The organism is Cutibacterium porci, from assembly GCF_009696315.1.
GTDB classification, from domain to species: Bacteria; Actinomycetota; Actinomycetes; order Propionibacteriales; family Propionibacteriaceae; genus Cutibacterium; species Cutibacterium porci.
Window position 1 is genome coordinate 161,713 of sequence record NZ_VUMG01000003.1, and the last position, 24,826, is coordinate 186,538.

General features: G+C 61.3%; 23 protein-coding genes. 11 read left to right on the forward strand and 12 right to left on the reverse strand.

Annotated features, from left to right (window positions below; genetic code table 11):
• Nucleotides 1-29: 29 nt before the first annotated feature.
• The 3 genes from FYJ43_RS08195 to glmS all read right to left on the reverse strand — a co-directional run bounded on the left by FYJ43_RS08195 (nt 30) and on the right by glmS (nt 3,869).
• The gene (locus FYJ43_RS08195; RefSeq protein WP_154563840.1) at nt 30-1,475 is read right to left on the reverse strand and encodes an NAD(P)H-hydrate epimerase; all 1,446 of its coding nucleotides are present in this window, start codon (nt 1,473-1,475) and stop codon (nt 30-32) included.
• Nucleotides 1,476-1,564: 89 nt separating this feature from the next.
• Nucleotides 1,565-1,912 carry a holo-ACP synthase gene (locus FYJ43_RS08200; RefSeq protein WP_154564415.1) on the reverse strand — a complete coding sequence of 116 codons (348 nt, stop codon included), beginning with the start codon at nt 1,910-1,912 and terminating at the stop codon, nt 1,565-1,567.
• 109 nt (nt 1,913-2,021) lie between these two features.
• A complete protein-coding gene (gene glmS, locus FYJ43_RS08205) occupies nt 2,022-3,869 on the reverse strand; it encodes a glutamine--fructose-6-phosphate transaminase (isomerizing) (RefSeq protein ID WP_154563842.1) in 1,848 nt (615 codons plus the stop codon).
• 181 nt (nt 3,870-4,050) lie between these two features.
• On the opposite strand from glmS, the gene FYJ43_RS08210 reads away from it, so the two are divergent.
• Together FYJ43_RS08210 and coaA are read left to right on the forward strand one after the other, a co-directional pair.
• Nucleotides 4,051-5,070 (forward strand): esterase/lipase family protein, encoded by a 1,020-nt coding sequence (locus FYJ43_RS08210; RefSeq protein ID WP_154563844.1) that lies wholly within the window; start codon nt 4,051-4,053, stop codon nt 5,068-5,070.
• Nucleotides 5,071-5,383: 313 nt separating this feature from the next.
• Nucleotides 5,384-6,367: a type I pantothenate kinase gene (gene coaA, locus FYJ43_RS08215; protein ID WP_154563846.1), complete on the forward strand. Its 984-nt coding sequence runs from the start codon at nt 5,384-5,386 to the stop codon at nt 6,365-6,367.
• 29 nt (nt 6,368-6,396) lie between these two features.
• On the opposite strand, the gene FYJ43_RS08220 is transcribed toward coaA, so the two are convergent.
• The 4 genes from FYJ43_RS08220 to rplM all read right to left on the reverse strand — a co-directional run bounded on the left by FYJ43_RS08220 (nt 6,397) and on the right by rplM (nt 9,650).
• Nucleotides 6,397-7,077, reverse strand: a complete 681-nt coding sequence (locus FYJ43_RS08220) for a hypothetical protein (RefSeq protein WP_229771706.1) — start codon at nt 7,075-7,077, stop codon at nt 6,397-6,399.
• 104 nt (nt 7,078-7,181) lie between these two features.
• Complete coding sequence (gene glmM / locus FYJ43_RS08225; protein ID WP_326833487.1) at nt 7,182-8,534, reverse strand: phosphoglucosamine mutase; 1,353 nt, start codon at nt 8,532-8,534, stop codon at nt 7,182-7,184.
• A 128-nt stretch (nt 8,535-8,662) separates the two neighbouring features.
• The gene (gene rpsI / locus FYJ43_RS08230; protein ID WP_326833488.1) at nt 8,663-9,184 is read right to left on the reverse strand and encodes a 30S ribosomal protein S9; all 522 of its coding nucleotides are present in this window, start codon (nt 9,182-9,184) and stop codon (nt 8,663-8,665) included.
• 22 nt (nt 9,185-9,206) lie between these two features.
• Entirely contained in the window at nt 9,207-9,650 is a 444-nt protein-coding gene (gene rplM, locus FYJ43_RS08235) for a 50S ribosomal protein L13 (protein WP_326833489.1), read from the reverse strand.
• Between the two features lie 534 nt (nt 9,651-10,184).
• Here rplM and FYJ43_RS08240 point away from each other — a divergent pair.
• The 7 genes from FYJ43_RS08240 (at nt 10,185) to FYJ43_RS08270 (ending at nt 17,573) form a co-directional block, all read left to right on the forward strand.
• A complete protein-coding gene (locus tag FYJ43_RS08240) occupies nt 10,185-11,153 on the forward strand; it encodes an endonuclease domain-containing protein (protein WP_154563848.1) in 969 nt (322 codons plus the stop codon).
• A gap of 284 nt (nt 11,154-11,437) precedes the next feature.
• The gene (gene trmB / locus FYJ43_RS08245) at nt 11,438-12,262 is read left to right on the forward strand and encodes a tRNA (guanosine(46)-N7)-methyltransferase TrmB (protein ID WP_154563850.1); all 825 of its coding nucleotides are present in this window, start codon (nt 11,438-11,440) and stop codon (nt 12,260-12,262) included.
• Nucleotides 12,259-13,098, forward strand: coding sequence for a tRNA pseudouridine(38-40) synthase TruA (truA, locus tag FYJ43_RS08250; RefSeq protein ID WP_154563852.1), 840 nt, complete (start codon nt 12,259-12,261; stop codon nt 13,096-13,098). Before trmB ends, truA begins: the two co-directional genes overlap by 4 nt.
• Nucleotides 13,095-13,715, forward strand: a complete 621-nt coding sequence (locus FYJ43_RS08255; RefSeq protein ID WP_154563854.1) for a class I SAM-dependent methyltransferase — start codon at nt 13,095-13,097, stop codon at nt 13,713-13,715. Before truA ends, FYJ43_RS08255 begins: the two co-directional genes overlap by 4 nt.
• 74 nt (nt 13,716-13,789) lie before the next feature.
• Nucleotides 13,790-15,046, forward strand: coding sequence for an energy-coupling factor transporter transmembrane component T (locus FYJ43_RS08260; RefSeq protein ID WP_326833490.1), 1,257 nt, complete (start codon nt 13,790-13,792; stop codon nt 15,044-15,046).
• On the forward strand, nt 15,043-16,698 hold the full coding sequence (locus tag FYJ43_RS08265; RefSeq protein WP_154563856.1) for an ABC transporter ATP-binding protein: 1,656 nt from the start codon (nt 15,043-15,045) through the stop codon (nt 16,696-16,698). Before FYJ43_RS08260 ends, FYJ43_RS08265 begins: the two co-directional genes overlap by 4 nt.
• Nucleotides 16,695-17,573: an ECF transporter S component gene (locus FYJ43_RS08270; protein ID WP_154563858.1), complete on the forward strand. Its 879-nt coding sequence runs from the start codon at nt 16,695-16,697 to the stop codon at nt 17,571-17,573. The genes FYJ43_RS08265 and FYJ43_RS08270 overlap by 4 nt, the downstream gene beginning before the upstream one ends.
• Here the strand turns inward: FYJ43_RS08270 and fabG are convergent.
• On the reverse strand, nt 17,507-18,268 hold the full coding sequence (fabG, locus tag FYJ43_RS08275; protein WP_154563860.1) for a 3-oxoacyl-ACP reductase FabG: 762 nt from the start codon (nt 18,266-18,268) through the stop codon (nt 17,507-17,509). The genes FYJ43_RS08270 and fabG overlap by 67 nt on opposite strands.
• A 329-nt stretch (nt 18,269-18,597) precedes the next feature.
• On the opposite strand from fabG, the gene FYJ43_RS08280 reads away from it, so the two are divergent.
• Both FYJ43_RS08280 and FYJ43_RS08285 read left to right on the forward strand, forming a co-directional pair.
• Complete coding sequence (locus tag FYJ43_RS08280; protein WP_154563862.1) at nt 18,598-19,218, forward strand: superoxide dismutase; 621 nt, start codon at nt 18,598-18,600, stop codon at nt 19,216-19,218.
• A 228-nt stretch (nt 19,219-19,446) separates the two neighbouring features.
• On the forward strand, nt 19,447-20,811 hold the full coding sequence (locus FYJ43_RS08285) for an MFS transporter (RefSeq protein WP_195839942.1): 1,365 nt from the start codon (nt 19,447-19,449) through the stop codon (nt 20,809-20,811).
• Nucleotides 20,812-20,821: 10 nt separating this feature from the next.
• Here FYJ43_RS08285 and FYJ43_RS12065 read toward each other — a convergent pair whose 3' ends face one another.
• The 4 genes from FYJ43_RS12065 to FYJ43_RS08305 all read right to left on the reverse strand — a co-directional run bounded on the left by FYJ43_RS12065 (nt 20,822) and on the right by FYJ43_RS08305 (nt 24,768).
• Entirely contained in the window at nt 20,822-21,454 is a 633-nt protein-coding gene (locus FYJ43_RS12065; protein WP_195839943.1) for a hypothetical protein, read from the reverse strand.
• Complete coding sequence (locus FYJ43_RS08295) at nt 21,451-22,689, reverse strand: glycosyltransferase (RefSeq protein WP_326833491.1); 1,239 nt, start codon at nt 22,687-22,689, stop codon at nt 21,451-21,453. The genes FYJ43_RS12065 and FYJ43_RS08295 overlap by 4 nt, the downstream gene beginning before the upstream one ends.
• 111 nt (nt 22,690-22,800) lie before the next feature.
• Nucleotides 22,801-23,352, reverse strand: a complete 552-nt coding sequence (gene rplQ, locus FYJ43_RS08300) for a 50S ribosomal protein L17 (RefSeq protein ID WP_154563866.1) — start codon at nt 23,350-23,352, stop codon at nt 22,801-22,803.
• Between the two features lie 399 nt (nt 23,353-23,751).
• Nucleotides 23,752-24,768, reverse strand: coding sequence for a DNA-directed RNA polymerase subunit alpha (locus FYJ43_RS08305; RefSeq protein ID WP_154563868.1), 1,017 nt, complete (start codon nt 24,766-24,768; stop codon nt 23,752-23,754).
• Nucleotides 24,769-24,826 lie beyond the last annotated feature (58 nt).

A 24,826-nucleotide genomic window follows, 5' to 3' on the forward strand; every position in this document is an offset into this window, starting at 1 on the left:
CCCCGACCTCTCGACCAGACACCCATAGATCAGCGCGACAGAACCGTTGTGACAGTTCCGGGCAACAACTCCGCGATTTGGTCTGGAGCGTAGGGCCCAGGCATTGACATAGCTGTAGCAGCTTGCATCCCGGCAGCGCAGAGAGCCGCATCGTCAGCAGCTAGCCCTGCAGCCATAAGGGTGCCGCACATCCCGGCCAAAACGTCACCAGAACCAGCCTGGGCTGTCCATGCAGGTCCAGGAAGAGCGGCACGAACAACCCCATCAGGCCGAGCAACCCATTGGATGGACCCTTTCAGCAGGACGGTCGCACCGAACCGCTGGGCCGCTCGAACAGCCCATCCGCGTGGATCATCGTCGACCTGGCCGCGCTCTACCCGCAGCATTCGAGCCAATTCCCCGGCATGAGGCGTGAGCAGACAGCCGTTGGGCAACTCAGCTGGCAACAGAGTCAGGGCATCGGCGTCGATCACCATCGGGACACCTTCAGACGCCCGCTGAATAAATCGGTCAGCATTGCCATCGTGAGCGCCCCAACCCGATCCGATGACCCAAGCTTGAACGCGTCCCTCGCCAATGACGACAGACGGAGCACGGCTCAATATAAAGGCCATGATGGCGCTGGGTCCGGAGAATCGCACCATCCCGGGACCAGTTCTCAATGCCCCCAGGACGCCGAGCACCGCCGCCCCAGGGAACCTCTCGGATCCAGTGTCGATGCCGACGACCCCGCGGGAATACTTATCATCAAGTGCGCCAGGAACCGGCCACAGCGACGCCATCTCGGTAAGATCGCAATACTCGTCGACACCGTCGAGACTCTCGCCGTCATCATCGACAAGGTCGAGGCCGATGTCATGAACCTCCAACTCTCCGCAATAGCGGGCGGCCGGATGAGCAATATGACACCACTTGAGGCTGGAAAAAGTAATGGTGTGAGCAGCGTGAACACAGGATTCTACCTCACCAGAATTCGCGTCTAGCCCCGATGGCAGATCGACCGCAAGCACTGGGATCCGGCGATCACGCAACCACGTGTCGATTCGCTCTAGAGACTGCGGGATACCCGGACGGCCCCCAATACCGAGGACAGCATCAATCGCGAGATCATACGAGTGCCTCGTGACCTCTCCCAGCGAGACCCGGATGCAACCAGCATCGAGCGCAGCAGCCATGCCAGCCTCGTGCGGTTGACCCATAACCTGAGCAAGCTCGACCCGCCACCCGCGCTGCGCCAAAGCTGCAGCCGCGAACAGTCCGTCACCGCCATTATTTCCCCCACCGACGAGAACGAGAACGCATTGGGACGCAGCCCAATCAGGCACGACCTCATCGACGACGCCACCCAGCAGAAGCTCTTGAGCTTTTCGCGCAACAGCATGAGCGGCAACGTCCATAAGGTCTCGTCCGGGGTGGGCATCGAACCACCTCTGCTCGGCCGCTCGAGTGGCCTCAGCGGTACAGACAATTGCCATGACGATCCCCTTCAGCCCCCGGCGGGGCCCTCGCTGCGGATTGGTATTCATTCAACCACGATGGAAGAGGTGAGCCGGGCAGGCGCGACTCAACCTTCGCACACCACCATGGCCACGGCGACACCAGCGTCATGAGTCAATGAGAGATGAACCGTGCGTACACCCAACTCCTTGGCCCGCCGAGCCAGCGATCCACGAAGCTCAAACTTAACAGCGGTGCCATCGGTGACTACCTCGCAGTCCTGCCAGGAAAGCCCACCTACTCCGCTCAACGCCTTATACAGAGCCTCTTTGGCAGCGAACCGGGCAGCCTGGGAGTGCGCCGGTAGCGCAGCCTCAGCATCCGTAAGTACTTTGCGAGCTATCCCGGGGCGACGTTGTATAGCAGCCTCCCACCTAGATATGTCGCAGACGTCGACCCCAATTCCGATAATCATAGGGTCAAGATTAGGTGCCAGGTCGCGTCGATGCTCGCCGTAGCGCAAGCAGCACATCATCAATAAAAGGTGCCCCGGAATATCCCCGGGGCACCCAGCTTCAACGAACTCACTCCACCGTGACGGACTTCGCCAGATTTCGCGGTTGATCAACGTCATGGCCCTTGACTGTGGCCAGCTCACACGCGAAAGCCTGCAGCGGCACTGCGGCGACCAACGGCTGAAGTAGTGTCGAGCAGGCCGGCAGTCCGACGAAAGTATCCGCATACGCTTTGACGTCGTCATCGCCTCGCTCTGCGAGCACGATCGTCCTAGCACCGCGAGCGCGGATCTCCTGGATGTTCGAGACCACCTTGTCATGGAGCTGGTCTCGCCCCTTCGGCGGCACTACAACGAATACTGGTGTGCCTTCCTCGATGACGGCGATGGGCCCGTGTTTAAGCTCGCCCGCAGCAAACCCTTCGGCATGCATGTAAGCGATCTCCTTAAGCTTGAGGGCACCCTCGAGTGCGACCGGGTAGCCGACGTGGCGTCCCAGGAAGAAGACCGCTTCCTCCTCCTTCGCCATGACACGGGCCAGCTCGTAAACCGGCTCAATCTCATCGAGAACCTCCTGGATCTTGCCAGGCATGTGATCGAGCTCAGACATGACGGCGCGGATTTCGTCGCCATACTTCATGCCGCGAACCTGGGCCAGGTAGAGGCCCAGCAGGTAGCAGGCAACCACCTGCGTAAGGAATCCCTTGGTGGAGGCGACTCCAATCTCGGGGCCAGCATGGGTGTAGATGACGGCATCCGACTCGCGAGGGATCGTCGCGCCATTGGTGTTACAGATTGCGATGACCTTGGCATGCTGCTCACGGGCGTGACGGATGGCCATGAGAGTATCGGCGGTCTCACCGGACTGGGAGATAGTCACGACGAGCGTCGTCGGGTCGATGATCGGGTCGCGGTAGCGGAACTCACTAGCCAGATCAACCTCGCAGGCAACCCTCGTCCAGTGCTCAATGGCGTACTTGGCAACCATGCCAGCGTAATACGCCGACCCGCACGCGACGACCACGATCTTGTTAATGCGACGCAACTCCTCCGGCGAAATGTGCACCTCGTCGAGGACCAAGTCGCCCCGGTCGGACCAGCGACCCAGCAGAGTGTCGGCCACAGCGCGCGGCTGTTCAAAAATCTCCTTACGCATGAACCAGTCATGGCCCTGTTTCTCAGCGGCGGAGAGATCCCAGTCGACGTGGTACGGGTGAGCTTGGCTGAGATTGCCCTCGAAGTCGGTGACGGTAACGTCGTCGGGAGTGAGCACGACGACCTGATCTTGCCCCAACTCGAGAGCCTCGCGGGTGTGCTCAATAAACGCAGCAACATCAGAGGCCAGGAAGTTCTCCCCCTGTCCCAGCCCGACGACGAGCGGAGAGTTGCGTCGAGCAGCCACCACCGTGTCAGGGGCATCTGAACTGACGGCGACCAGCGTAAAGGCCCCCTCGAGTCGTGACGCCACTGCGCCCATCGCCTCTGCCAGCGAAGACCCGTGCTGCATCTCCACAGCGAGCAGGTGAGCAGCAGTCTCAGTGTCGGTCTCCGACGAGAAGGCAATGCCCTGGCCCTCAAGCTCGGTGCGCAGCGCGGCGAAGTTTTCAATAATTCCGTTATGGACGACGGCGACTCGTCCGTCGAAGGAAAGGTGGGGGTGGGCGTTTTCGTCAGTCGGTGCACCGTGGGTGGCCCACCGGGTGTGACCAATACCTTGGTTGGATTCCGGAAGCGGATGAGCTGCCAGTTCCTCCTCGAGATTGGTCAGCTTGCCCGACTTCTTGGCTCGGTACAAGTTTCCGTCCGCCACGACCGCCAGCCCAGCCGAGTCATATCCTCGGTACTCGAGACGTCGGAGCCCGTCGATGATGACACGTTCGGCCTGTCGATGGCCGCAGTAACCAACAATTCCACACATGGCAAGAAACGTACATGAATCATGAGCGTTTCCGCGACCTGAAACGCCTGATCATCCGAACACAACCTCGCACTAATCTCTGCACGTATGTTCGCTTTCGCTACGAGGAAACACCTTGTGATCCCACCATCTCATAGCGTCAGATCCGCATCCTGCACCAACGCAAGATATGGAGAAAAGCATGAAGAGATCAAAGAAGATCGCCGCAGTCCTAACCACCCTGACGACGGTCGTCGCTAGTGCGTTCGCGACCGTCTCGGCAGCGCCCGCTCACGCTGCTGAGGGTGACACCTCAGTTCCGCCAGAGATCACCATGCCCGGCAGCCCGGACGGTATCCCGTCTGCCGGCGACGGCCCGACAAAGTTGCTTACCTACACAGCCTCTCTGTACGCCCTCGCCCACCCCGGGACGAACCCGCAAGGGGCCAACAACTTCAACTGCAAACCGCGCGAGGGGCAGAACCCAGTCGTCTTACTTCCCGGCACCAACTCTGACGCCTACGCATCATGGTCGATGTACTCCCCGAAACTCACCAAGCTGGGTTACTGCGTTTTCTCCCCCAACTTTAACGGCCTGAAGATGCTGCCAAACTTCGCCTACACCGGCGATATTCGTGTCTCCGCGAAAGCCGTCTCCGGATTCGTCGACCGGGTCCTCGACGCTACCGGCGCCAAGAAGGTCGACCTCATTGGATGGTCCCAGGGTGGCGGTCCGCTCCCGAATTACTACATCACCAAACTTGGCGGAGATAAGAAGGTCGGCAAGCTCATAGCCCTCGCCCCGTCGAACCACGGGGTCGGGTCGCAAGCCGTTTCGAAGTTCATTAACCAAACTATGTCAGAGGCTGAGCACGAACAAATCGAGTCCGCCTTTGCTCAAGCCCACATCGCCGCCTACGAACAGCAGCTCGGCTCCTCCAGCTTCAACAAGGAGCTCTATGGCAACGGCCCAGTAACCCGCCCCGGCGTCACATACACGATTATCGAAGGTCGCTACGACGACACCGTGATGCCGTTCACCAATGCCTTCCTGCACGAGCCAGGCGTCAAGAACATCCTTGTTCAGAACACCTGCCGCGACGACCACGCCAGCCACATCAACTTCACCTACGACACGAACGTGTACCAGATGGCCGTCAACGCGCTAGATCCCGATCACGCGAAACCAGTCACATGCGTATTCCAGCCATTCCTAGGCTGATTGCCTGATGCCGCCCGACGTGTGGGGCCCTCACAGCCCCACACGTCCTCGCGCATCACAAACGACCATCGCCCTCATGAGCACCGCGTCCGCCAGCTCGCCCGCAGACATCACGCCCGGTCATCCCGGCGGATTACTACGCCACATGCGCCATGCGTCCATTCACACCCGATCCGCGCGATAGGCACTCCACGACGTTGCCGCAATGTAGAAAGCCGCAATATGGAAAGCGTGCCCATCTTGTCCGCATTAGCCATGCTGACAACGTCACTGTGAAGTACAGTCTCTACGACCGACCATTCGGAGGCGCCCGATGAACTTGACCCCCACCACCCCCGTCGACGACGACAACACCGAACCGGGGCCGTTCATCGAACTATCACGAGAATCATGGGCCGCACTTTCAGACTCGACCGAAATCGACATCGACGAGGCCACGCTGGGCCGCATCCGAGGCCTCGGGGACCCCACCAGCCACCGCGACGTCGTCGAGGTGTACCGCCCACTGACCCAGCTCATACACCTGTACTGCATGCATACAGGCGCCCTCTTCGACGCCTCAAATAGCTTTCTGCAACTCAGCCGTCACGGCATGAAACGCACCCCGTTCGTCATCGGGATCGCCGGATCGGTAGCAGTTGGCAAGTCGACCGTCGCCCGTCTACTGCAGGAACTCTTGGGAAGGTCACCACGCCGTCCCATCGTAGATCTTGTCACGACTGACGGATTCCTCTACCCCAACCACATACTCGAAGAACGCGGCCTACTTTCACGCAAGGGATTCCCGGAATCCTACGACCGTAAAGCACTGCTAAAATTCGTCGTCGACGTCAAATCCGGGATGCCCGAGGTCACCGCCCCCGTGTACTCTCACGTCACCTACGACATTGTGCCAGACCAACAGCTCGTCGTGCGACAGCCGGATATTCTCATCATTGAGGGGCTTAACGTTCTGCAACCACCACGGCGGCGCAGCAGTGGAACAATGGGACTGGCCCTGAGTGATTTCTTCGATTTCTCGGTATATGTTGATGCCGAGGAAACCGACATTATCCGGTGGTACATTAACCGATTCCTCTCCCTGCGCCAAACCGCATTCACCGATCCCGACTCGTTTTTCGGCGACTATGCACGAATGCCAGACGACGAGGCCATCACCATCGCTAAGGAAATATGGGACACCATTAATGGCCCGAACCTCGTGCAAAACGTGTTGCCCACCCGCGGGCGGGCAACCGCGATTCTGCACAAGGGCCCCGACCATGAGGTTCGCAATGTGTGGATCAGGAAGGTCTGAGTCGGCGTCGTCTCCTCGTGCCTGATCCCTCAGACGTTCTGCCCGGTCAACCGCCAGGGGAACGGATCCGCAATGCGCGACGCCGACAACGCTTCGTCGATCTGCTTCTCGTGCCCCTGTGCCGCGACCACAACGCGATCCGGCGTCTCAATCCCAACAACGACGCTGTCACCAAGCTCGTCGGCGATAGGGCCTCCAGCCTGCGGCACCAGCAGCCATGACGACACGAGCCACGACGAACCAGTCACGGTAACGATGTCACCATCGCGAGACAAGGAAAGCCCATTGACAAGGGCAGACGCCAAGTTTTCGGTGCCACGGCGGTAGGCCGCATCAAGGTCTGAAACCTCAGCCAGGGCAGCGTCATTGAGAAGCTCAACCCCACCGTCAAACCACGCTAAAGCAACAACCAGTCCAGGAACAGGTTTCCCAGTAACGGTCGACACAAGAGGCCGCGCGTAGTCGAAACTGCGTCCGGCACGTTCCCGATCTCCCACCACCTTGACGACGACATGCTCAGCGAGGGTTGCGTCAGTCAGTCGAGTGGCGCCATCTAAGAGAGATCGCACCATCCTTGTGACGAGCTCATCGACAACCATGCGCCAGTCGTCGCGGTGATGACCGTCGAGCTCCTCAACGATCGGAACCAGCGGAATATCACCAACAGACGTCGCAGCGTGATCGCCCGAGACGTCGGCGTCGATGCCCATTGCCGTCAGCGACTCCTCAACCATCGCGCGTAGACGATCCGCCGCCCCGGTATCTAGACCGGGAAGGTCGTCATCGGGGCGACGGCGAAAGAATCCCATGACGCTCACAGAGCCAGGCTAGCCTTGACGGTTTCGGCCAACTCGGAGCACAGCTGATCGGCTTCCTCCTGAGTACTGGCTTCGACCATGACCCGCACGACCGGTTCAGTTCCCGATGGGCGCAACACCACGCGGCCGGTGTCACCGAGCTTCTGGTTAGCGTCGGCCACCGCCTTATTCACATCTGGGTCGATGCCAGCTCGCAGCTTATCGACGCCGCGCACGTTAATAAGGGCCTGCGGCAGTCGGGTCATTACCGACGCGAGTTCCTTGAGGGTCTTGCCAGTACGAGCGACACGTGCAGCTAGGTGCAGACCAGTGAGAACACCGTCACCCGTGGTTGCGAACTCACTCATGATGACGTGGCCTGACTGCTCACCGCCCAGTGAGAACCCGTTCGCGTTCATTGACTCAAGGACGTAGCGGTCACCGACCTTGGTCTGGTCGACGTGGATATCGTGCTCGCGCATCGCAATGATGAGACCAAGATTGCTCATGATCGTCGCGACAACGGTGTTCGAGGCCAGACGGTGGTCTTCTTGGAGAGCTAGTGCGAGGATCGCAATGATGTGGTCACCGTCGACAATGGTGCCCTCGTGGTCGACAGCCAGACAACGGTCAGCGTCACCGTCAAAGGCCAACCCCATATCGGCCCCGACCTCGACGACCTTCGCCTGCAACTTTTCCGGATGAGTAGAACCGCATCGATCATTGATATTGAGGCCGTCGGGTTGGTCATGGATAGCGATAACCTCGGCACCCTGAGCGGTAAAAGCGGCCGACGCGGTGTGGAAAGAGGCACCATTGGCAGTATCCAGGACGATCTTCAGCCCCTTGAGTGTGTCCTGCTGACGCAGAGAGCGCACAAGATGGTCGACATAAGTGTCAACAGCCTGCGGGGTGTAGCGGATACGACCAACCTTGTCGCCAATAGGCCGGGCCCACGGCTCACCCATACGTTGCTCGATCGCATCCTCAAGATCGTCGGGAAGTTTCACGCCGCCACGAGAAAAGAACTTGATGCCGTTGTCAGGCATGGGATTGTGAGACGCCGAGAGCATGACGCCCAAATCTGTGCGGTACTCGTTCACAAGGTAGGCCGCAGCGGGGGTCGGGATCACGCCAACGCGTAACACGTCGACACCGGCACTGGCCAACCCAGCGCACACCGCGGCCTCGAGAAACTCGCCGGATGCGCGAGGATCGCGCGCCACTAACGCGGTAGGCTGCCGGTGCCCGAAAGCACCCGCCTCACCCAGGACGTGGGCAGCCGCGACCGAAAGGTCGAGGGCCAACTCGGCGGTGAGGTCCTGGTTAGCAACACCGCGCACTCCGTCAGTTCCAAAAAGTCGTGCCACGAGAGTCTACTCTACCCACCACTCATGCAGCATGAGCGAACACCCGCTGAGGAAGCGCAGATTACCCCCATAAAACTCTGGGGCTGCCCCCCCATAGGAGAGCCGCCCCAGAGTTGTGAGACGAAGAATCAACGCTTCGAGTACTGCGGAGCCTTACGGGCCTTCTTAAGTCCAGCCTTCTTACGCTCCTTGGCACGGGCATCGCGGGTCAGCATGCCGGCCTTCTTGAGGGCCGGGCGCGAAGCCTCGGCGTCAACATTATTGAGGGCACGGGCGATACCCAGACGCAGCGCACCAGCCTGACCGGTGACGCCGCCACCGCCAATACGGGCGATGACGTCGTAGGCACCCTCAACGCCAGCCGTGGTGAAGGGCTCAGTCACGATCTGCTGATGAACCTTGTTCGGGAAATACTCGTCCAAGGTACGACCATTGATCTTCCACTGGCCGGAGCCGGGGATGATGCGAACGCGGGCGATAGCCTCCTTGCGACGTCCGGTAGCAGCACCGGCGGCAATTATTGCGGGGCGCTTGGACTCGCCGGCTGCCACGGTCGGGTTGGAGTCGGTACGGTAGGCGATCTCACGGTCGCCCTCGGTGAACGGGGTGACCTCGGTGTTCTCGAGGTTCTCGGTTGCGGTGTCAGTCACTGTCACAATCCTTCGTGGGCGATCACTGGGCGATCTGGGTGATCTCGTAAGGCTGCGGGTTCTGCGCAGCATGTGGATGCTCAGGGCCGCCGTACACCTTCAGCTTCTTGAGCTGCTGACGCGACAGCTTGTTCTTGGGCATCATGCCCCACACCGCGCGCTCCACGGCGCGACGCGGGTTCTTCTCAAGCATCTCGCCGATGCTGGTGACGCGCAGGCCGCCCGGACGCCCGGAGTGGTCGTAGCGCAGCGAATCGGTGGCCTTTTTGCCAGTCAACGCAATTTTCGACGCGTTGACCACGACAACAAAATCACCGGTGTCAATGTGGGGGGCGTACTGCGGCTTGTGCTTGCCGCGCAGGAGGTTGGCAACGGTGGTGGCCAGACGACCCAGGACAATGTCCTCGGCGTCAATGACGTACCAATTGCGCTGCACCTCGCCGGCCTTGGGGCTGTAGGTGGTCACAGGTACCTTCTCGAACTCGGTCCCATGCGTGAGATCACGCACAGGGATCTTGCAACGTGGTGGTGCTCTGCGGGCGATTCCTCCACTCGACGGCGTGACACGCCGGAGACCGGAACCGCATCACGACATCGATGTGTCGGACAGACGGAGCGACCGCGGTGGCCAACTCCCGTTTGCTCGAGGGCAACAGCACATAGGCTACATCCAACCATCACCACCACCAAATCGCCGCGGAATATCCGGTTCAATCCCGATCGCCATGGAACCGCGTCGTCGTGGGCGGCCATAGTGCTGGCGTACTCTTCTCAGTCCATACGCCATGGAACCGCGCCTCCGAGCCCCCTTGCTCCTGCTCTCGCCGGGAACCCGGCCATGATGTGGCAACTGTGCAAGATTGTCCGATTGCCGTCTTCACAGAGCGGGGGCTCGACCGTTCCTCCCGTGTTATCCACAAGATCCGCGACCCACCTCCAAGCTGTCCACAGATTTGCTGATCCTCGGCGTTTTCCTCAGCTCGAGACGACAACCAAAGACATGAGGAAGAAAAGCTTGAGCCAACTCGAACGGGAATGGCAGGACAACGGTGCAGTGGCTCGCATCCAGCGATCGAGTGCTTTGCGCGGTCAGGCAGACCGCGCGGTGGCCTCGGGACAGGCCACACGAATCCTGCCAGGGATAGTGGCACCATCCTCGGTGGCCCGTGATCCGAGGGTACTCATCAAGGCAATGCACATATGGCATCCGGATGCCGTGGTTGTTGGAAAAGCCGCGCTAATCCTGCAAGGGCTCCAGCCACCGGGGTCCTTCCTAGATCCCATCCACGCTATAGATGAGGTCGAGGGGTTTTGCTCAACCCGAAGTATCACCCGCGCTGGGATACGGGTTCATCGCTGGAGAGTCCCTCGCCACTATCTGGGTGATCACCACGGCATCAGTGTGGCGGCGCCGGAAGTGTCCATCCTCCTACTAGCAATCCGAGGCGAGTGGGAGTGGGTCACCGAGGCCTTACGCCAGGGAATCGTGTCTCCCGATTCATGCCGTGCTGCCCGATCCAGCTTGTCGTGGCGATTCAGCAAGAAACGCATCGCTGCCGCCGTAGCGGACATCAGACTCAAGGCGTGGTCCATCCCCGAGCTAGAGTGCAGCCGACTCTTGAGGGCCGTAGGCATCACCGGGGCCAAGCCCAACCATGCCGTTCATGTGGCAGGCCGCACATACATCCTCGACGAGGCCTTCGAGGCTGAAAAGGTTGCTGTCGAAATCGACGGACGCTCCATTCATTCCACCGTCGACGGCTACGAGAACACGATGATGCGGTCGGCGCATCTGGACCGGGATGGGTGGAAGGTCCTCCACGTCACGCCAACCATGCTGCGCCGCAGCCCGCAATTCGTGCTGGACTGGATCGCATCGCACCTGCATAAACGCCATCGGCCCCGAAGAACGTTCCCCGAATATCTCCTGCGTCAGATCATGAATGGCATCACGCCAGCCCCAGCCTAGTTGACAGGAACTTCGCCCCTTCGGCCATCCATTGTCCATGCCATTGCGTGGCGATCGTGGAAGATTCATCATCGCCTACCACTCAGAAATGGCAGTTGGCCCCAACCACGCAGGATTGCCATGACACGGCACCTCCGACCAGACACATCGGTATACATGACAGCGGTATTCATTCGATCCGAGGCAGAACCAACATCAGCTGCTGGCTTCGAGACTCCTCGTAGCCTCAGACCCGCCACACCCTAGGAACGTGTTGTCGTCACCATCGCCTAGCATCTATGGCCATGACCGACGACCTCGTCTCCGCCACCGGTAGCGACTTCCCCACCGCGCTTCCTAACACTGCGGAGTATTCCGACGACCACTCGGCGGGCGCCCACCGCTCAGGGGATCGGGTCCGGCGCGGGGTCGTCTCCTTCGTCCGTCGATCTCCCCGCATGAATGCCTCCCAACAGCGTGCCATGGACACCTTGGCCAGCACATATATGGTCGACGTCCCGCGCGACGCCACCAGCACCTCGGTGGCACCCGAAGCTCACCTAGACCTACCGAAGATCTTCGGGCGCACTGCCCCACTCACAATAGAGATCGGTACCGGATCCGGCGACGTTCTAGCCTCCCTAGCTTCAGCCCACCCGGATCGTGATTTTATTGGCTTCGAGGTCTACCTACCCTCGATCGCTAGTGCCCTCAATAAACTCCACGCCGCAGGAGCAACAAACGCCCGCGTCATCCTTGCCGACGCCGCAGCTGGGCTCGACCACCTCGTTGTCCCCGGACAAGTCGATGAAGTCTGGACCTTTTTCGCTGACCCATGGCACAAGAAGCGCCACCACAAGCGCCGCATCGTCAACCCCGACATGGCTCGTCTGGTGGCTTCCCGCCTCCGCCCCGGCGGCTTGTGGCGTCTGGCCACCGATTGGGACGACTACGCCACATGGATGCTCGAGGTACTATCCGCCGAGCCCGCCATTGAGGCCGTCAACGCTGGTCCAGACGGATTCAGCCCACGCTGGCAGGAGCGCCCAATCACCCGGTACGAAAAGAAAGGCCTGGCAGCCGGACGTGTCGTCCATGACCTGACCTGGCGTCGTGTGGAGGAATCATGACCCGCTGGCGCCTAGATATCGCGTATGACGGGGCGAATTTTTCCGGCTGGGCTGCGCAACCGGATCGCCGCACTGTCCAAGGCGAGCTGGAAAGATGGATCCCCAGGGTGCTGCGCCTCGACGGGCCAACCCCGTTGACGGTCGCGGGGCGTACCGACGCTGGCGTCCACGCCCGTGGCCAGGTAGCCCACGTCGACCTCCCCGACGACCTCGACACGTCGTCGATGCTGCGTCGGCTATCCCGAGTCCTCGACCCCGACCTCGTCGTCGCATCGATCCGACGTGTTCCCGATGAGTTCGACGCCCGGTTCTCAGCGTTATGGCGCCGTTACGTCTACCGCCTGTGGGATGAGTCGTCCCGGCCTGACCCGGTGACACGCTTCCACGTGGCGCCCGTGCGGGGGCACCTCAACGTCGACCGCCTCAACACCGCCGGTGCCTCTCTCCTCGGGCTACGCGACTTCGCTGCTTTCTGCAAATACCGCGAGGGCGCCACGACAATCCGCACCCTTCTCGATTGTCACGCCGAACGACTCGACGACCCGTGCGGCACCGTCGAGGTCACAGTCCGTGCCGACGCATTTTGCCACTCCATGGTGCGGTCCCTCGTGGGTGCTCTCACCGCCGTCGCGTCGGGGCGACGCAGCCAAGACTGGCTCGACACCGTCGCCGCCAGCACCTCGCGGGCATCCTCGGTGCTCGTCATGCCAGCCTGCGGACTCACCCTCGAGGAGGTCGGCTACCCTGCCGACGCAGACCTCGCCAAACGTGCCGCCCAGGCGCGTTCCCGTCGAACCCACGACGATACTTGTGACACCTGTTGGGAGGACCGATGAGTCAATCGCGCCATGACGATCGTGGGCCCAGCCACTACTTCATCACCCCGCAGGGACCGGTCCAAACCCGCACTATCAGTGTCAACATCTGGGATGATTCCATGACGCTGACCACAGCAGGCGGGGTGTTCTCTGGCACGCGCCTCGATCCCGGCACCGCGGTTCTCATGCGAGAAGTCACTCCCCCGCCATCGGACGGCACTTTTCTCGACCTTGGTTGCGGCTATGGGCCCATAGCTTGCGCTCTGGGGCGAGCTTGCCCTGGCTCGCAGATTGTCGCCGTCGACGTCAACGACCTCGCCATCAGATTGACGACCCGCAACGCCAAGGCCCTGGGGGTCGGCACTCGCGTCCACGCCTGCCGCCCCGAGGATGTTGATCCTCACCTCCGCTTCGACGAAATATGGTCAAATCCGCCGATCCGAGTAGGGAAAGCGGTCCTGCATGAGATGTTGACGATGTGGCTGACGCGTCTCAGTGACGACGGGGTGGCGCACCTCGTCGTCGGGAAAAACCTTGGCGCGGATTCTCTCACCCGCTGGCTGTGTCAGCAGGGATTTGACGCGGCTCGGATCGCTTCCGCGAAAGGGTTCAGGGTCATCGACGTCCACGCCTGACCAGGTCGTAAGCTGAGACGGTGCCCATAGGAAGCGAAGCCATACCTTACGATGCCTGGGATCAGGGTTGAGCTGTGTCAAGGTTAGTGACGAGAACGTCTGACCCTGTCGTCGAGATTCCGACCCCGACTGCCGCTGGGAATACCAGGACAGTCCACCCATGGTCGTGGTGGGCATGGGCGGCAGGCTGCGGAATTGCCATCAGCCTCACCACTAATCCACTCCTGGTCGTCCTCATGACGGGAGCCGTCGCCATCGTCGTCGCATTGCGCCGTACTGACGAACCGTGGGCCCGGTCCGCAGGTGTCTACGCCGGCCTGGCCCTCGCCGTCATCGGTATTCGCGTGTTCTTCCAAATTCTCATCGGCGGCGACGGGACGGGAACGGTGCTTTTCCGCCTTCCCGAGGCGTCTCTGCCTGACTGGGCGGCCGGGATCCGCATTGGCGGCCCAGTTACCGCCGAGGGGCTGGCCGCCACCGGTTACGATGCCCTCCGACTAGCCGGAATGCTGATTTGCTTCGGTGCTGCGAATTCACTGGCCAACCCCCGACGCGTCCTCAAATCAGTCCCCGCCGCTTTACATGATGTTTCCGTGGCCGTCGTCATCGCTCTGTCGGTTTTCCCCCAGCTCATCGCCTCGGTGCAACGAGTTCGACGCGCGCGACGGCTACGCGGCGATACCCGAACCGGTATTCGCGCTCTGGTAGCCGTTCTCGTTCCGGTGCTTGAGGATTCCGTCGAAACATCAATGTCTTTGGCTCGCGGGATGGAATCGCGCGGGTACGGACGCACTCATCGTCACGTCAACCCTGGGACGCAGGTTCTACTCATGATCTCGGTTATGGTGCTGACCCTCGGTTGTTACGGCGTCCTCGCTAACCCGACCGGATCGTTCAGCGCCAACCCGTCAAGCTGCGCTCCCGGCAGCCTCTGTTCATGGTTTCTGACTGATCGAATGGGTCAGCACATTGGCATCGTGCTCATCATCGCCGGAGCCATCGGGTCGGTCATCGGGCTGAGGATCTCAGGGAGCCGCCTCGGGGTGAGCCGGTACCGCCCTGACGTATGGACGTGGCAGGCAACAGCGTCGTGCCTGTGCGGGGCGATCGCGGTCGTCACCATGATCTGGCTCTCCCGCGCCGACCCCGACGCCGTCACTGTATCGACCTCGCCTGTGGTTTGGCCGCCGTTGCAACCAACGATGCTCCTCCTGGTCGTGGTGACCGTGTTGCCCGGAATAGTCACCCCCGCACCCCAACGGTCCAGCCACATTGATCCGGAGCAGGCCGCATCGTGGCAATCCTGGAAGGACGAGGTAGTCGAGTCATGAGCGATGTCATCACCCTGTCAAACGTGTCGATAACCCACCCTGGCGCCTCGGCTCCGACCCTCAGGAGCGTCAACCTCGTCGTCGAGGAGGGCGACTTGACTCTGGTCGTCGGGCGCACAGGCACCGGTAAGTCGACCCTGTTGGGGGCGCTCAATGGGATCGTCCCTCACTTCACCGGCGGTCGTCTTGACGGCACCGTCACAGTCGCCGGACGCGACACCCGTACTCATCGCCCCCGAGAACTGGCCGACGTCGTCGGCGTGGTCGGGCAGAACCCGGTTGCCGGGTTTGTCACTGACACTGTCGAGGATGAGATCGCCTATGGTATGGAGCAGCTGGGCATCTCACCGTCAGTGATGCGCAAGAGGGTCGAGGAAACGCTAGACCTCATGGGGATCGCCGATTTGCGTCGTAGGGCGTTGCTAAGCCTGTCGGGGGGTCAGCAGCAGCGGGTGGCTATCGCCGCTGTTTTGGCTGCTCAGCCTCGCATTCTCGTCCTTGACGAACCAACCAGCGCCCTCGATCCCACTGCGGCTCAGGACGTCCTTGCCTCCATTTCTACGCTCGTCCATGACGTGGGACTGACCGTTGTTCTTGCCGAGCATCGTCTGGAACGTGTCATGCACGCCGCAGACGCCGTTTGGTGGCTCCCGGGTGACGGCTCGGTGGTGGCGGGACCCCCCGAGGAGGTATTGGCTCACGCTGACGTCGTCCCGCCGCTGGCGGCTCTGAGTCGCACTATGAAATGGCCAACTGTGCCATTGTCGGTGCGCGAGGCCCGTCGTCGGGTCGGTCCGCACCTAGATCTCCCACATGCTCCACAACCCTGTGAGGCCATGACCTGGCACGGCAGTGGAGACGACGTACTGCGCTTGGACAAGGTTGGAGTCAGCTACGGCAAGGTACGGGCCGTCGACACTATGACGGCCACGTTGGAACGTGGCACCATTACCTGCCTCATGGGGCGAAATGGGTCAGGCAAGTCATCGTTAATGTGGGCGATACAGGGAGCGACGAAATCGTCAGGAAAGGTGCTGGTCAACCACCACGGTTCCTGGTCTGACCCCCGCAAGGTCGACGCCGCAACTGCGCGCCAGATGGTCAGCCTGGTCCCGCAGTCGGCATCTGACCTGCTCTACTTACCAACCGTCGCTGAGGAATGCGCCCAAGCCGACAAAGAGTCCAACGTGCCCGACGGCACCACCGGCGCTATCTTGTCGCGTCTCGGTGTGGAATTACCGGAAGATCGTAATCCCCGGGACATGTCGGAAGGACAGCGACTTGCCCTCGTGCTGGCGATCCAATTGTCCAGCCGTCCCGACATCCTCCTCCTCGACGAGCCCACCCGCGGCCTCGATTACGCCATGAAGACCGAATTGACCAGGATCGTCCGGGACATCGCCTCTGGTGTTACCGGGGAGCCAGCGGCAGTTCTCCTGGCCACCCATGACGTCGAGTTTGCTGCAGCGACGACGGACCGCACGATTGTCATGGCGACCGGTCATGTGGTTGCCGACGGGTCCACCCGCTCACTGTGCACGTCCTCGCCTGGGTTCAGCCCGCAGATCGCGAAAGTGTTTCATCCAGCCGACGTGATGACGATCGCCGACGTAGAGCGGCTCGTGGGCACCCCGATCGGAGCGCGCCGATGAGCAGCGGCCAGCACACCGCAGTTCGCACCTCGACGACATCTCGGGTGCTACTCGTCGTCACCGCAGCCATGGGGTTACTCGCCTTCTGCTGGCCATTGTTCCTGAACCCGGGAAGCGCCGCCGACTACGAGACGCGCACCCCATTCCTCTTCGCCGCAATCTTGCCCGTGGTGTTAGCGGTGGTGGTCTCTCAACTGAGTTCTGACGGGATCGACGTCAAGGCCCTCGCCATGATCGGTGTGTTGACCGCATGTGGCGCAGCGCTACGCACCCTTAGCCCATCGATGGCGGGAATCTCATTCGTCTTCATCCTCATGATTGCCGGAGCGAGAGTGTTCGGCGCGGCCTTTGGCTTCGTCCTCGGCACCACGACGATGTTCGCATCTGCCCTCCTCACCGCAGGTTTCGGCCCCTGGCTGCCCTACCAGATGATCGCCTCGGGGTTCGTCGGGCTGGGGGCGGGACTCCTTCCGCGCGCGAGGGGCAAAGCCGAAATTGCCTGGCTGTGCGGGTGGGGATTCGTCTCAGCCTTCGTTTACGGCTGGTTGATGGACTTCGCCTTCTGGCCTTTCAACCTCGGCACAAGCACCCAGCTGTCCTTCGACCCGCACGCCTCCCCACTGACGAACCTGTGGCACTTCGTGCTGTTCAATGTGGCGACGTCCATGGGCTGGAATCTGGGACGCGCGCTCACCAATGTGGTGTGCCTGGCGCTGTTGGGGGGTCCGATTCTGCGGGTACTACGGCGGGCATCCCGACGTGCCCAATTCATGCCAGATGCCGTCGACAGTCCGAGTACAGGGGACAGTTACATGTCCGCCAATGCATCTGGCCCCTCGGGCAGGATCTGCCCACCATCGACCACGATCGACTGACCGGTCACATAGCGCGCACCATCTGAGGCGAGGTACGCCACTGCCTCGCCAATATCGGTCGCCTCGCCGAGCATCCCCAGCGGTACGGCTTTCGCCATCTCAGCAAGGTAATCGTCCCCCAAGGCCTTCAAACCTGGGGTCACGATATTGCCCGGCATCACAGCATTAATGGTGATCTTGTCGCCCGCCAGCTCCATCGCCGCAGAGCGAATGAATCCCATCTGTGCTGCTTTCGTGGCACCATAATGGGACCATCCGGGATACCCGGTGATATTGCCGGTGATCGACGAGGTCACCACAATGCGTCCACGGCCAGATTGACGAAGTGCCGGCGTCGCCGCCTGCACGACGTGCATCATGCCCTTGACATTGACGTCGAAGATGAAGTCAATCTGGTCATCGTCAAGGTCAGCGAGGCGGGTCTGGGGATACACACCAGCGTTAGCGGCAAGCACTGACAGGCCGCCAAGCTTGGCGGCGACATCCTTCACGACGCGGATGCAGGCATCTTTGTCCCGCACATCGAGTTGGTAGGCGTCAAGCCCCTCCGCGCGAGCCTGAACGCATTCTTCCTCAGTCACGCCCGTGACGGCGACGCGGGCGCCGTGGGATGCAAGCACCTGCGCAATTCCACGGCCGATACCAGCGGATCCACCGGTCACCAACGCGGTACGGCCAGCGAGTAGCTCAGTCATTGTCACTCCTCCAACATCGTTGATCGCAGGGGACGGCTTCATCGTAACGCTGGGTGGCGCTCAATGCGTGGCGGAGGTCTGAAAAGCGCGGCGGAGGCTGAAAAGCGTGGCGGGGGCTGCACAGCGCGAGTGGTGATGCCTGGCCCATGGGTGAGTGTGCGGAGGGCCGTGGGATCCGATACGTCAGACCACATTCCTCCACATCTAGTGAAAAATCTCGCAAACACGGGAATGATGGAGACAGGTTCGGCGTTGTACCGAACAAGCGGCCCTGCCAGGGGCCACGTCATGGCAGACGTCGTGACGGATCTCGTTCCATAGGAGGAAGAATGGCTGTTTACACCCTTCCCGATCTCGACTACGACTACGGCGCATTGGAGCCCCACATCTCGGGCAAGATCATGGAACTGCACCATGACAAGCACCACAACACCTACGTTCAGGGCGCCAACACCGCCCTAGAGAAGCTGGCCGAAGCCCGCGACAAGGGCGACTTCGGAGCCATCAACAAGCTCGAGAAGGATCTGGCCTTCAACCTCGGTGGTCACATCAACCACTCTGTGTTCTGGAAGAACATGTCACCTAACGGTGGTGGCCGTCCGGAGGGCAACGAGCTCGCCGCTGCAATTGACGAGTTCTTTGGTTCCTTCGATGGCTTTAAGAAGCAGTTCGAAGAGGCCGCGAAGGGCGTTCAGGGCTCCGGCTGGGGCATGCTGGTGTGGGATGTGCTGGGCCAGCGCCTCAACACGATGCAGCTGTTCGATCAGCAGGGCAACCTGCCGTCCGGCCAAATCCCGATCGTGCAGCTCGACATGTGGGAGCATGCCTACTACCTGCAGTACCAGAACGTGAAGGCCGACTACGTCAGCGCTTGGTGGAACGTCGTCAACTGGGCCGACGCTCAGGCCCGCTTCGATCGTGCCCGTTCTCAGACCCCAGGTCTCATCTGAGACGCTATCTGACTTTGCGAGGGGCCCATCGCCATGGTGGGCCCCTCGTCGTGCATCCACGCCAGATTCTCATCACCGTCAATCCCAGCGACCCTCATAACCAGTACGGTGGGTCGATAGGCCGAAAATCGCACTATCGGTCTTAAAACCATGGAGCGACGTATCGATGACAGGGCTTCTGTCTGTCGTTCCTTGACGCACTGTCCGCCACCGGAAGGGGCTGCCATAATGGCCGCCAACATCCCGACCACCAGTTCAGCGCCCGACACGCCATCGACGTCGGCCTCGATCCCGCCTAACTCCAGACAATTTCTGCGTCATGTTACGGCAGCCACCGCTTTTGGTGGCGGGCTCGACGGTTTCGATCTTGGCATTATTAGTGTCGTCATCTTGCACATCAATCACGACCTTGGGCTGACCCCCGCGATGGAAGGACTCGTCGGGGCGGCGAGCCTGCTCGGCATTTTCATCGGCGCCCCGCTCTTCGGCTACCTCACCGATAAATTCGGCCGCCGCAAGATGTTTCTCGTCGACATCGTCGCTTTTATCGTGATTGGCGTGGGGCAGGCTTTCGCCATGGGCGGAGTCTCGCTGGCGATTCTCAGATTCCTGTTGGGCATGGCCATCGGCGCAGAGTATTCCATCGGGGCGCCCATGCTTTCAGAGTTCGTTCCGGCCCGAGAACGCGGATCGAAGCTAGCTTTCCTCGAATTGTGCTGGCGCATCGGCTTTTTGATCGCCGTACTCCTGGGATATGCGCTGCTATGGTGTGGGGTGTCGTGGAAGGTCATCCTGGCCACCTCGGTTGTCCCAGCCCTCATTGTGCTTGGGTTGAGGATCGGTCTACCAGAATCGCCACGCTGGTTGCTGCGTCACGGTCGCGAAGCAGAGGCTCGCGCAATCGTCGAGGAGCATATGGGACCGGACTATTTCGCCGCAGAGAGGCTCGGCGAGGAGTCCGTGGACGGTGAAGGCTACCGCAAACTATTCAGCAAAGGTCACCGGCAACGCACGGTCTTTGTCTGTCTTTTCTGGACGTGCATCGTCACCCCATATTTTGCGATCTTCACCTACGCCCCGAAGGTGCTTGAATCCCTCAACGTCAAGTCTCAAGCTGGCGGCACAATTCTCTCTAACACGATCGGCGTCGTGGGCGCGGTCGCTGGTCTGGTAGCGATCGACCGCATTGGCCGTCGACGTATGCTCATCGGGCCGTTCTGGATTCAGGCTGTTGTCCTCTTGGTTGTCGGATTGTGGACCCATGCGCCGTCGTGGGTGCTGGTTGTGGGCTTGGCAATCTTCGCTTTGGTTAACTCCTACAGCGACATCCTGACTGCGGTGTACCCCTCAGAGATCTTCGACACCGATATCCGATCCAGTGGGGTGGGCTTCGGGTCGGCTGTCAGCCGCATTGGCGCATTCCTCGGTACCTACCTGCTGCCCATCGGCATCGGGACGATCGGGATCAAGTGGTGCATGGTCATCGCGGCGGCACTCTGCGTCATAGGCGCCGTGACGGGTCAGACGATGGCACCTGAGACGATGAACCGGCCCTTGACGAAGACGGCGACTGGCGAATTGACGCAAGCCTGACCGCGCGGTGTCAGGCCGACCGTCCGAATGGCCGGTACATCCAGCTCTGGATGTCCGATCCCGTCAGCCACGATTTCCACACGCTAGCGACGACGATCGGGGCCAGAGCGAATGTGGTATCAATGCTATTTAGTCTGGTCCGGTCGAGTACCTCGGTGACGGGGACGAAAGCGACGTTGCCAGCCGTGTTGCCTGGCCGCGACGCGCAGACATCGAGCTCTTTGCCGTCGTAGGTGACCCGTAGCCAGCTGTGTCCGGTGTGGTACCACGGGTGGTGTTCCAAACGGACTCGCGCTGCGTGGACGGGCCGAACCTGGAATCCCAGCTGCTCAAGTATCTGTCCCAGCACGATGTTGTACTGGCCCGAGTGACCGTGCCCGGCCTCCAAGGACGCTTGAGGGCTGAGCCACAGGTGCCAACACGAGTAGTGGGTGTACATCCGGTGCACCAGACTGGTGGCCTTGTTGACGAGGTCCCAACCGACTGCCCCGGAGGCTCGGCATGCCGCGACAACATCCGCTGCGGTTCGCAGGGGTGCGCCTGCGGGACCTTCAGGCAGGCCTGGCTCAGGTTGTGGAGCCTTAATCGCGACAGTGACGACGGCTGCCGCAGCGCCTGCCAACACGAGTGGGATCTTGTTCATCTGCGCTCCTGGTGATCGTCGGTCTGCTCAACGTCAGTGTGCGGCGCGAGGGGGTCATTGGCGCGGAATCGGGCGTCGCGCCGATTCTTGAATATCTGTTTCCAATACGGCTTGGCGTCGGGGGCAGCTGCGATCTCGGAGTGAACCTCCAACATCTTCTCGACGCTAGCGTCCCACGTGAACTGCTCAGCGCGCCGACGGGCGGCTTCACGCAACTCGGGTCCAAGCCGTGGCGCAAGCCGTAAGACGGCGTCGGCTAAACCGTCAGCGTCAGGGCTGCCAGCTTCTCCGCATGTCGCGTCGACGATCTCGTGGGCACCGCCTCGATTGGCAGTAACCACCGGAGTGCCGCAGGCGAGCGCTTCTAACGACGCTAGCCCAAAGGTCTCTGCTGGACACACCGACATGGACATATCAGCGCGAGCGAAACGTCGGGCAACCTCGTCACGCCCCTCGACGAAGCCGTTGAAGAAAACCGGGGCGTCGCCAGCCTGCTGCTTCATGGCGTCGGCGTCCGGTCCGACACCGTACATGTCAAGGCGCAGCGGAACCCCGCGGCGATGTAATTCGACGGCAGTTGCGACGGCAAGCTGAGGGCTTTTCTCGTGACTCATCCGCCCGACGTAGCACAACCGCAACAGGCCGTCAGGGCGCGGGGTTGGCAGTCCTGCGTCACGCCTATCGGGATGGAAGGTCGCGAGGTCGACTCCTAGGGGGACTTTCACAAGGCGTGCACCGGTATCGGCAAATTCACCTGCGGAGTAGTCAGATGTGACGACCACGATGTCGAACGATTTCGAGAGACGACGATTGAGGGCACCGACGGCTGCTGCGACGCCGAACTGTCGACGAACCCACATCGTCAGCATGTCGTCGAGTCGCTCGTGGCTAAACAGCACCGATCCGATGCCGCGCCGTGACGCCCAACCTGCGGCTGGGGTGAGAGTCCACTTGTCGGAAGACTCGATAGAGGTGGGTCGAAAACGGTCGAGGACGTCGAGAGCCCGCCAAGGAGTAGCGATCATGCGGTAGCCGGCGGAAACACGCGGGGCAGCGATCTCGACGGTGATTCCCGATTCTGATTCAGTAATGCGGTCTTTCGGGCCCGGTATCACCAGGATTCGTTCGTGACCGGCAGCGACATATCCCTTTCCAAGCGCGTCGATGGCCACCTTCATGCCTCCGGAGACGGGGCCGACGAAGTTGGCGAGCTGAGCGATGCGAAGGGTCGTCACCCATCCAGCCTATGCGGTTATGCTCGCGTCTGTGTTAGCGGGTTGGAACAGCGCAGACACGACAAACGCCGGCCCCTGTGTTGAGGGACCGGCGTTGATCGTGAAGGAGGATCAGGCCTCGGGCTTTTCCTCGGCCTTCTCGTCCGCCTCAGCCTGCTCTTCGGCCACGGGGGCCTGCGCAGCGGCATTCTCGGCCGACGCATTGTCCGCAGCGTCACCGGCTTCGGGCTCTACGTCCTTGGTCTCGGCAGCGGTGTTGATCTGTGCCTTGGCGTCAGCGGCGCTAGCCGGAGCCTTCGAGGAGACCTTCTCAGTAATAACCTCGATGACGGCCATGGGAGCGTTATCTCCCCTGCGGTTGCCGATGCGGGTGACGCGGGTGTAGCCGCCGTCACGACCCTCCATCATGGGGCCGATCTCGGTGAAGAGGATATGCACGATGCCGCGATCGGTGATCGTGCGATTCACCAAACGACGGTTGGCGACGGTGTCTGTCTTGGCTCGGTTAATGAGCTTCTCGGCCAACGGGCGAACGCGCTTGGCTTTGGTGAGGGTGGTCACGACGTGACCGTGCTCGAAAAGCTGACTGGCCAGGTTGCGCATGATGATGCGCTCGTGGGCCGGTGAGCCGCCAAGACGAGGACCCTTTGTGGGTTTCGGCATTCTTTTCTCCTTGTGTGTCGGTGTGGCGGGCAGGTGGACCCGCCGCGGTCCGGCTGAGGGAGGACTGGGCGTCCTCCCCTCCCCTTTCTCGCCATATGACGGGTGGGGGTGCGGCCAGGGTCCACCCCCCTGGCCTCCCCTCCGAAGAGAGGAAATCTTCAATTGTCGCGGTAGGGGGTCGCCCCCGCAACCATCCCTACCGAATCAACCCCGCACACAACCACCAACCACAGCAAGCCGCACGCCGGAATTGACCCACTCGGGGGATGCAAGGGGGTCGCCCCCGCAACCATCCCCACCGAATCAACCCCACACACAACCACCAACCACAGCAAGCCGCACGCCGGAATTGACCCACTCGGGGGATGCAAGGGGGTCGCCCCCCTTGCCCTTAATAACTCAGTACTGCTCAGTCTCCGCGTAGTCGTCGTCGTTGGCCTCGTCATAGGCCTCAGCGGCGGCAAGCGGGTCAAACCCCGGAGCCGAGTCCTTGAGAGCCAAACCGAGTTCGGTGAGCTTTTCTTTGACCTCGTCAATGGACTTGGATCCGAAGTTACGGATGGCCAGCAAGTCTTGCTCAGAACGTGAGACGAGTTCTCCAACGGTGTGGATGCCTTCACGCTTGAGGCAGTTGTAGGAACGGACGGTGAGGTTGAGCTCCTCGACTGGGGTGCCCAGGCTCTCGGCATACTCCTCGTCGACCGGTCCGGCGCCGATCTCGATGCCTTCTGCTTCAGCGTTGAGCTCGCGGGTCAACCCGAACAGTTCAACGAGGGTCTTACCGGCTGAGGCGACGGCGTCGCGAGGAAGGATGGATGACTTAGTTTCGACATCAACAACAAGCTTGTCGAAGTCGGTGCGCTGCTCAACTCGGGTGGCCTCGACCTTGTAGGTGACCTTGAGGACTGGGGAGTAGATCGAGTCGACGGCGATGCGGCCAATTTCGGCGTTCGGATCGTCGTTGAGGGCGCTGGAGACGTAACCGCGGCCACGCTCGACGATGAGTTCCATCTCGAAGCGGCCGTCGTCATTGAGAGTGGCGATGTGCAGCTCCGGGTTGTGGATGGTCACACCGGCGGGCGGGTTGATGTCGGCGGCGGTAATCTCACCGGCACCGGACTTGCGCACGTACATTGCGACCGGCTCGTCCTCCTCCGAAGAGAGCACCAGACCCTTGAGGTTGAGGATGATCTCAGTGACGTCCTCGACGCAACCCTCGATGGTCGAGAATTCGTGCTGGACTCCCTCGATCTTGATGCTCGTCACAGATGCGCCCGGAATGGACGACAGCAGAGTGCGACGCAGCGAGTTTCCAATGGTGTATCCGAAGCCCGGCTCCAGGGGCTCGATGACGAACTTCGAGCGGAACTCGGAGATTGGCTCCTCGGTCAGGGTGGGGCGCTGTGCAATGAGCATATTTTCTACCTTTCGCGCCAACCACTATTTGAAGGCGCACAGGGGAACAAGATGGCGG

Coding starts and splice junctions, on each gene's coding strand:
- FYJ43_RS08285 (WP_195839942.1), top strand. CDS start 19,447: ATGGCCGCCAACATCCCGACCACCAGTTCAGCGCCCGACACGCCATCG.
- coaA (WP_154563846.1), top strand. CDS start 5,384: ATGAACTTGACCCCCACCACCCCCGTCGACGACGACAACACCGAACCG.
- FYJ43_RS08280 (WP_154563862.1), top strand. CDS start 18,598: ATGGCTGTTTACACCCTTCCCGATCTCGACTACGACTACGGCGCATTG.
- FYJ43_RS08210 (WP_154563844.1), top strand. CDS start 4,051: ATGAAGAGATCAAAGAAGATCGCCGCAGTCCTAACCACCCTGACGACG.
- rplQ (WP_154563866.1), bottom strand. CDS start 23,352: ATGCCGAAACCCACAAAGGGTCCTCGTCTTGGCGGCTCACCGGCCCAC.
- fabG (WP_154563860.1), bottom strand. CDS start 18,268: ATGACTGAGCTACTCGCTGGCCGTACCGCGTTGGTGACCGGTGGATCC.
- FYJ43_RS08195 (WP_154563840.1), bottom strand. CDS start 1,475: ATGGCAATTGTCTGTACCGCTGAGGCCACTCGAGCGGCCGAGCAGAGG.
- FYJ43_RS08270 (WP_154563858.1), top strand. CDS start 16,695: ATGAGCAGCGGCCAGCACACCGCAGTTCGCACCTCGACGACATCTCGG.
- FYJ43_RS08220 (WP_229771706.1), bottom strand. CDS start 7,077: ATGGGCATCGACGCCGACGTCTCGGGCGATCACGCTGCGACGTCTGTT.
- FYJ43_RS08305 (WP_154563868.1), bottom strand. CDS start 24,768: ATGCTCATTGCACAGCGCCCCACCCTGACCGAGGAGCCAATCTCCGAG.
- trmB (WP_154563850.1), top strand. CDS start 11,438: ATGACCGACGACCTCGTCTCCGCCACCGGTAGCGACTTCCCCACCGCG.
- FYJ43_RS12065 (WP_195839943.1), bottom strand. CDS start 21,454: ATGAACAAGATCCCACTCGTGTTGGCAGGCGCTGCGGCAGCCGTCGTC.
- FYJ43_RS08265 (WP_154563856.1), top strand. CDS start 15,043: ATGAGCGATGTCATCACCCTGTCAAACGTGTCGATAACCCACCCTGGC.
- FYJ43_RS08200 (WP_154564415.1), bottom strand. CDS start 1,912: ATGATTATCGGAATTGGGGTCGACGTCTGCGACATATCTAGGTGGGAG.
- FYJ43_RS08255 (WP_154563854.1), top strand. CDS start 13,095: ATGAGTCAATCGCGCCATGACGATCGTGGGCCCAGCCACTACTTCATC.
- glmS (WP_154563842.1), bottom strand. CDS start 3,869: ATGTGTGGAATTGTTGGTTACTGCGGCCATCGACAGGCCGAACGTGTC.
- truA (WP_154563852.1), top strand. CDS start 12,259: ATGACCCGCTGGCGCCTAGATATCGCGTATGACGGGGCGAATTTTTCC.
- FYJ43_RS08240 (WP_154563848.1), top strand. CDS start 10,185: ATGAGGAAGAAAAGCTTGAGCCAACTCGAACGGGAATGGCAGGACAAC.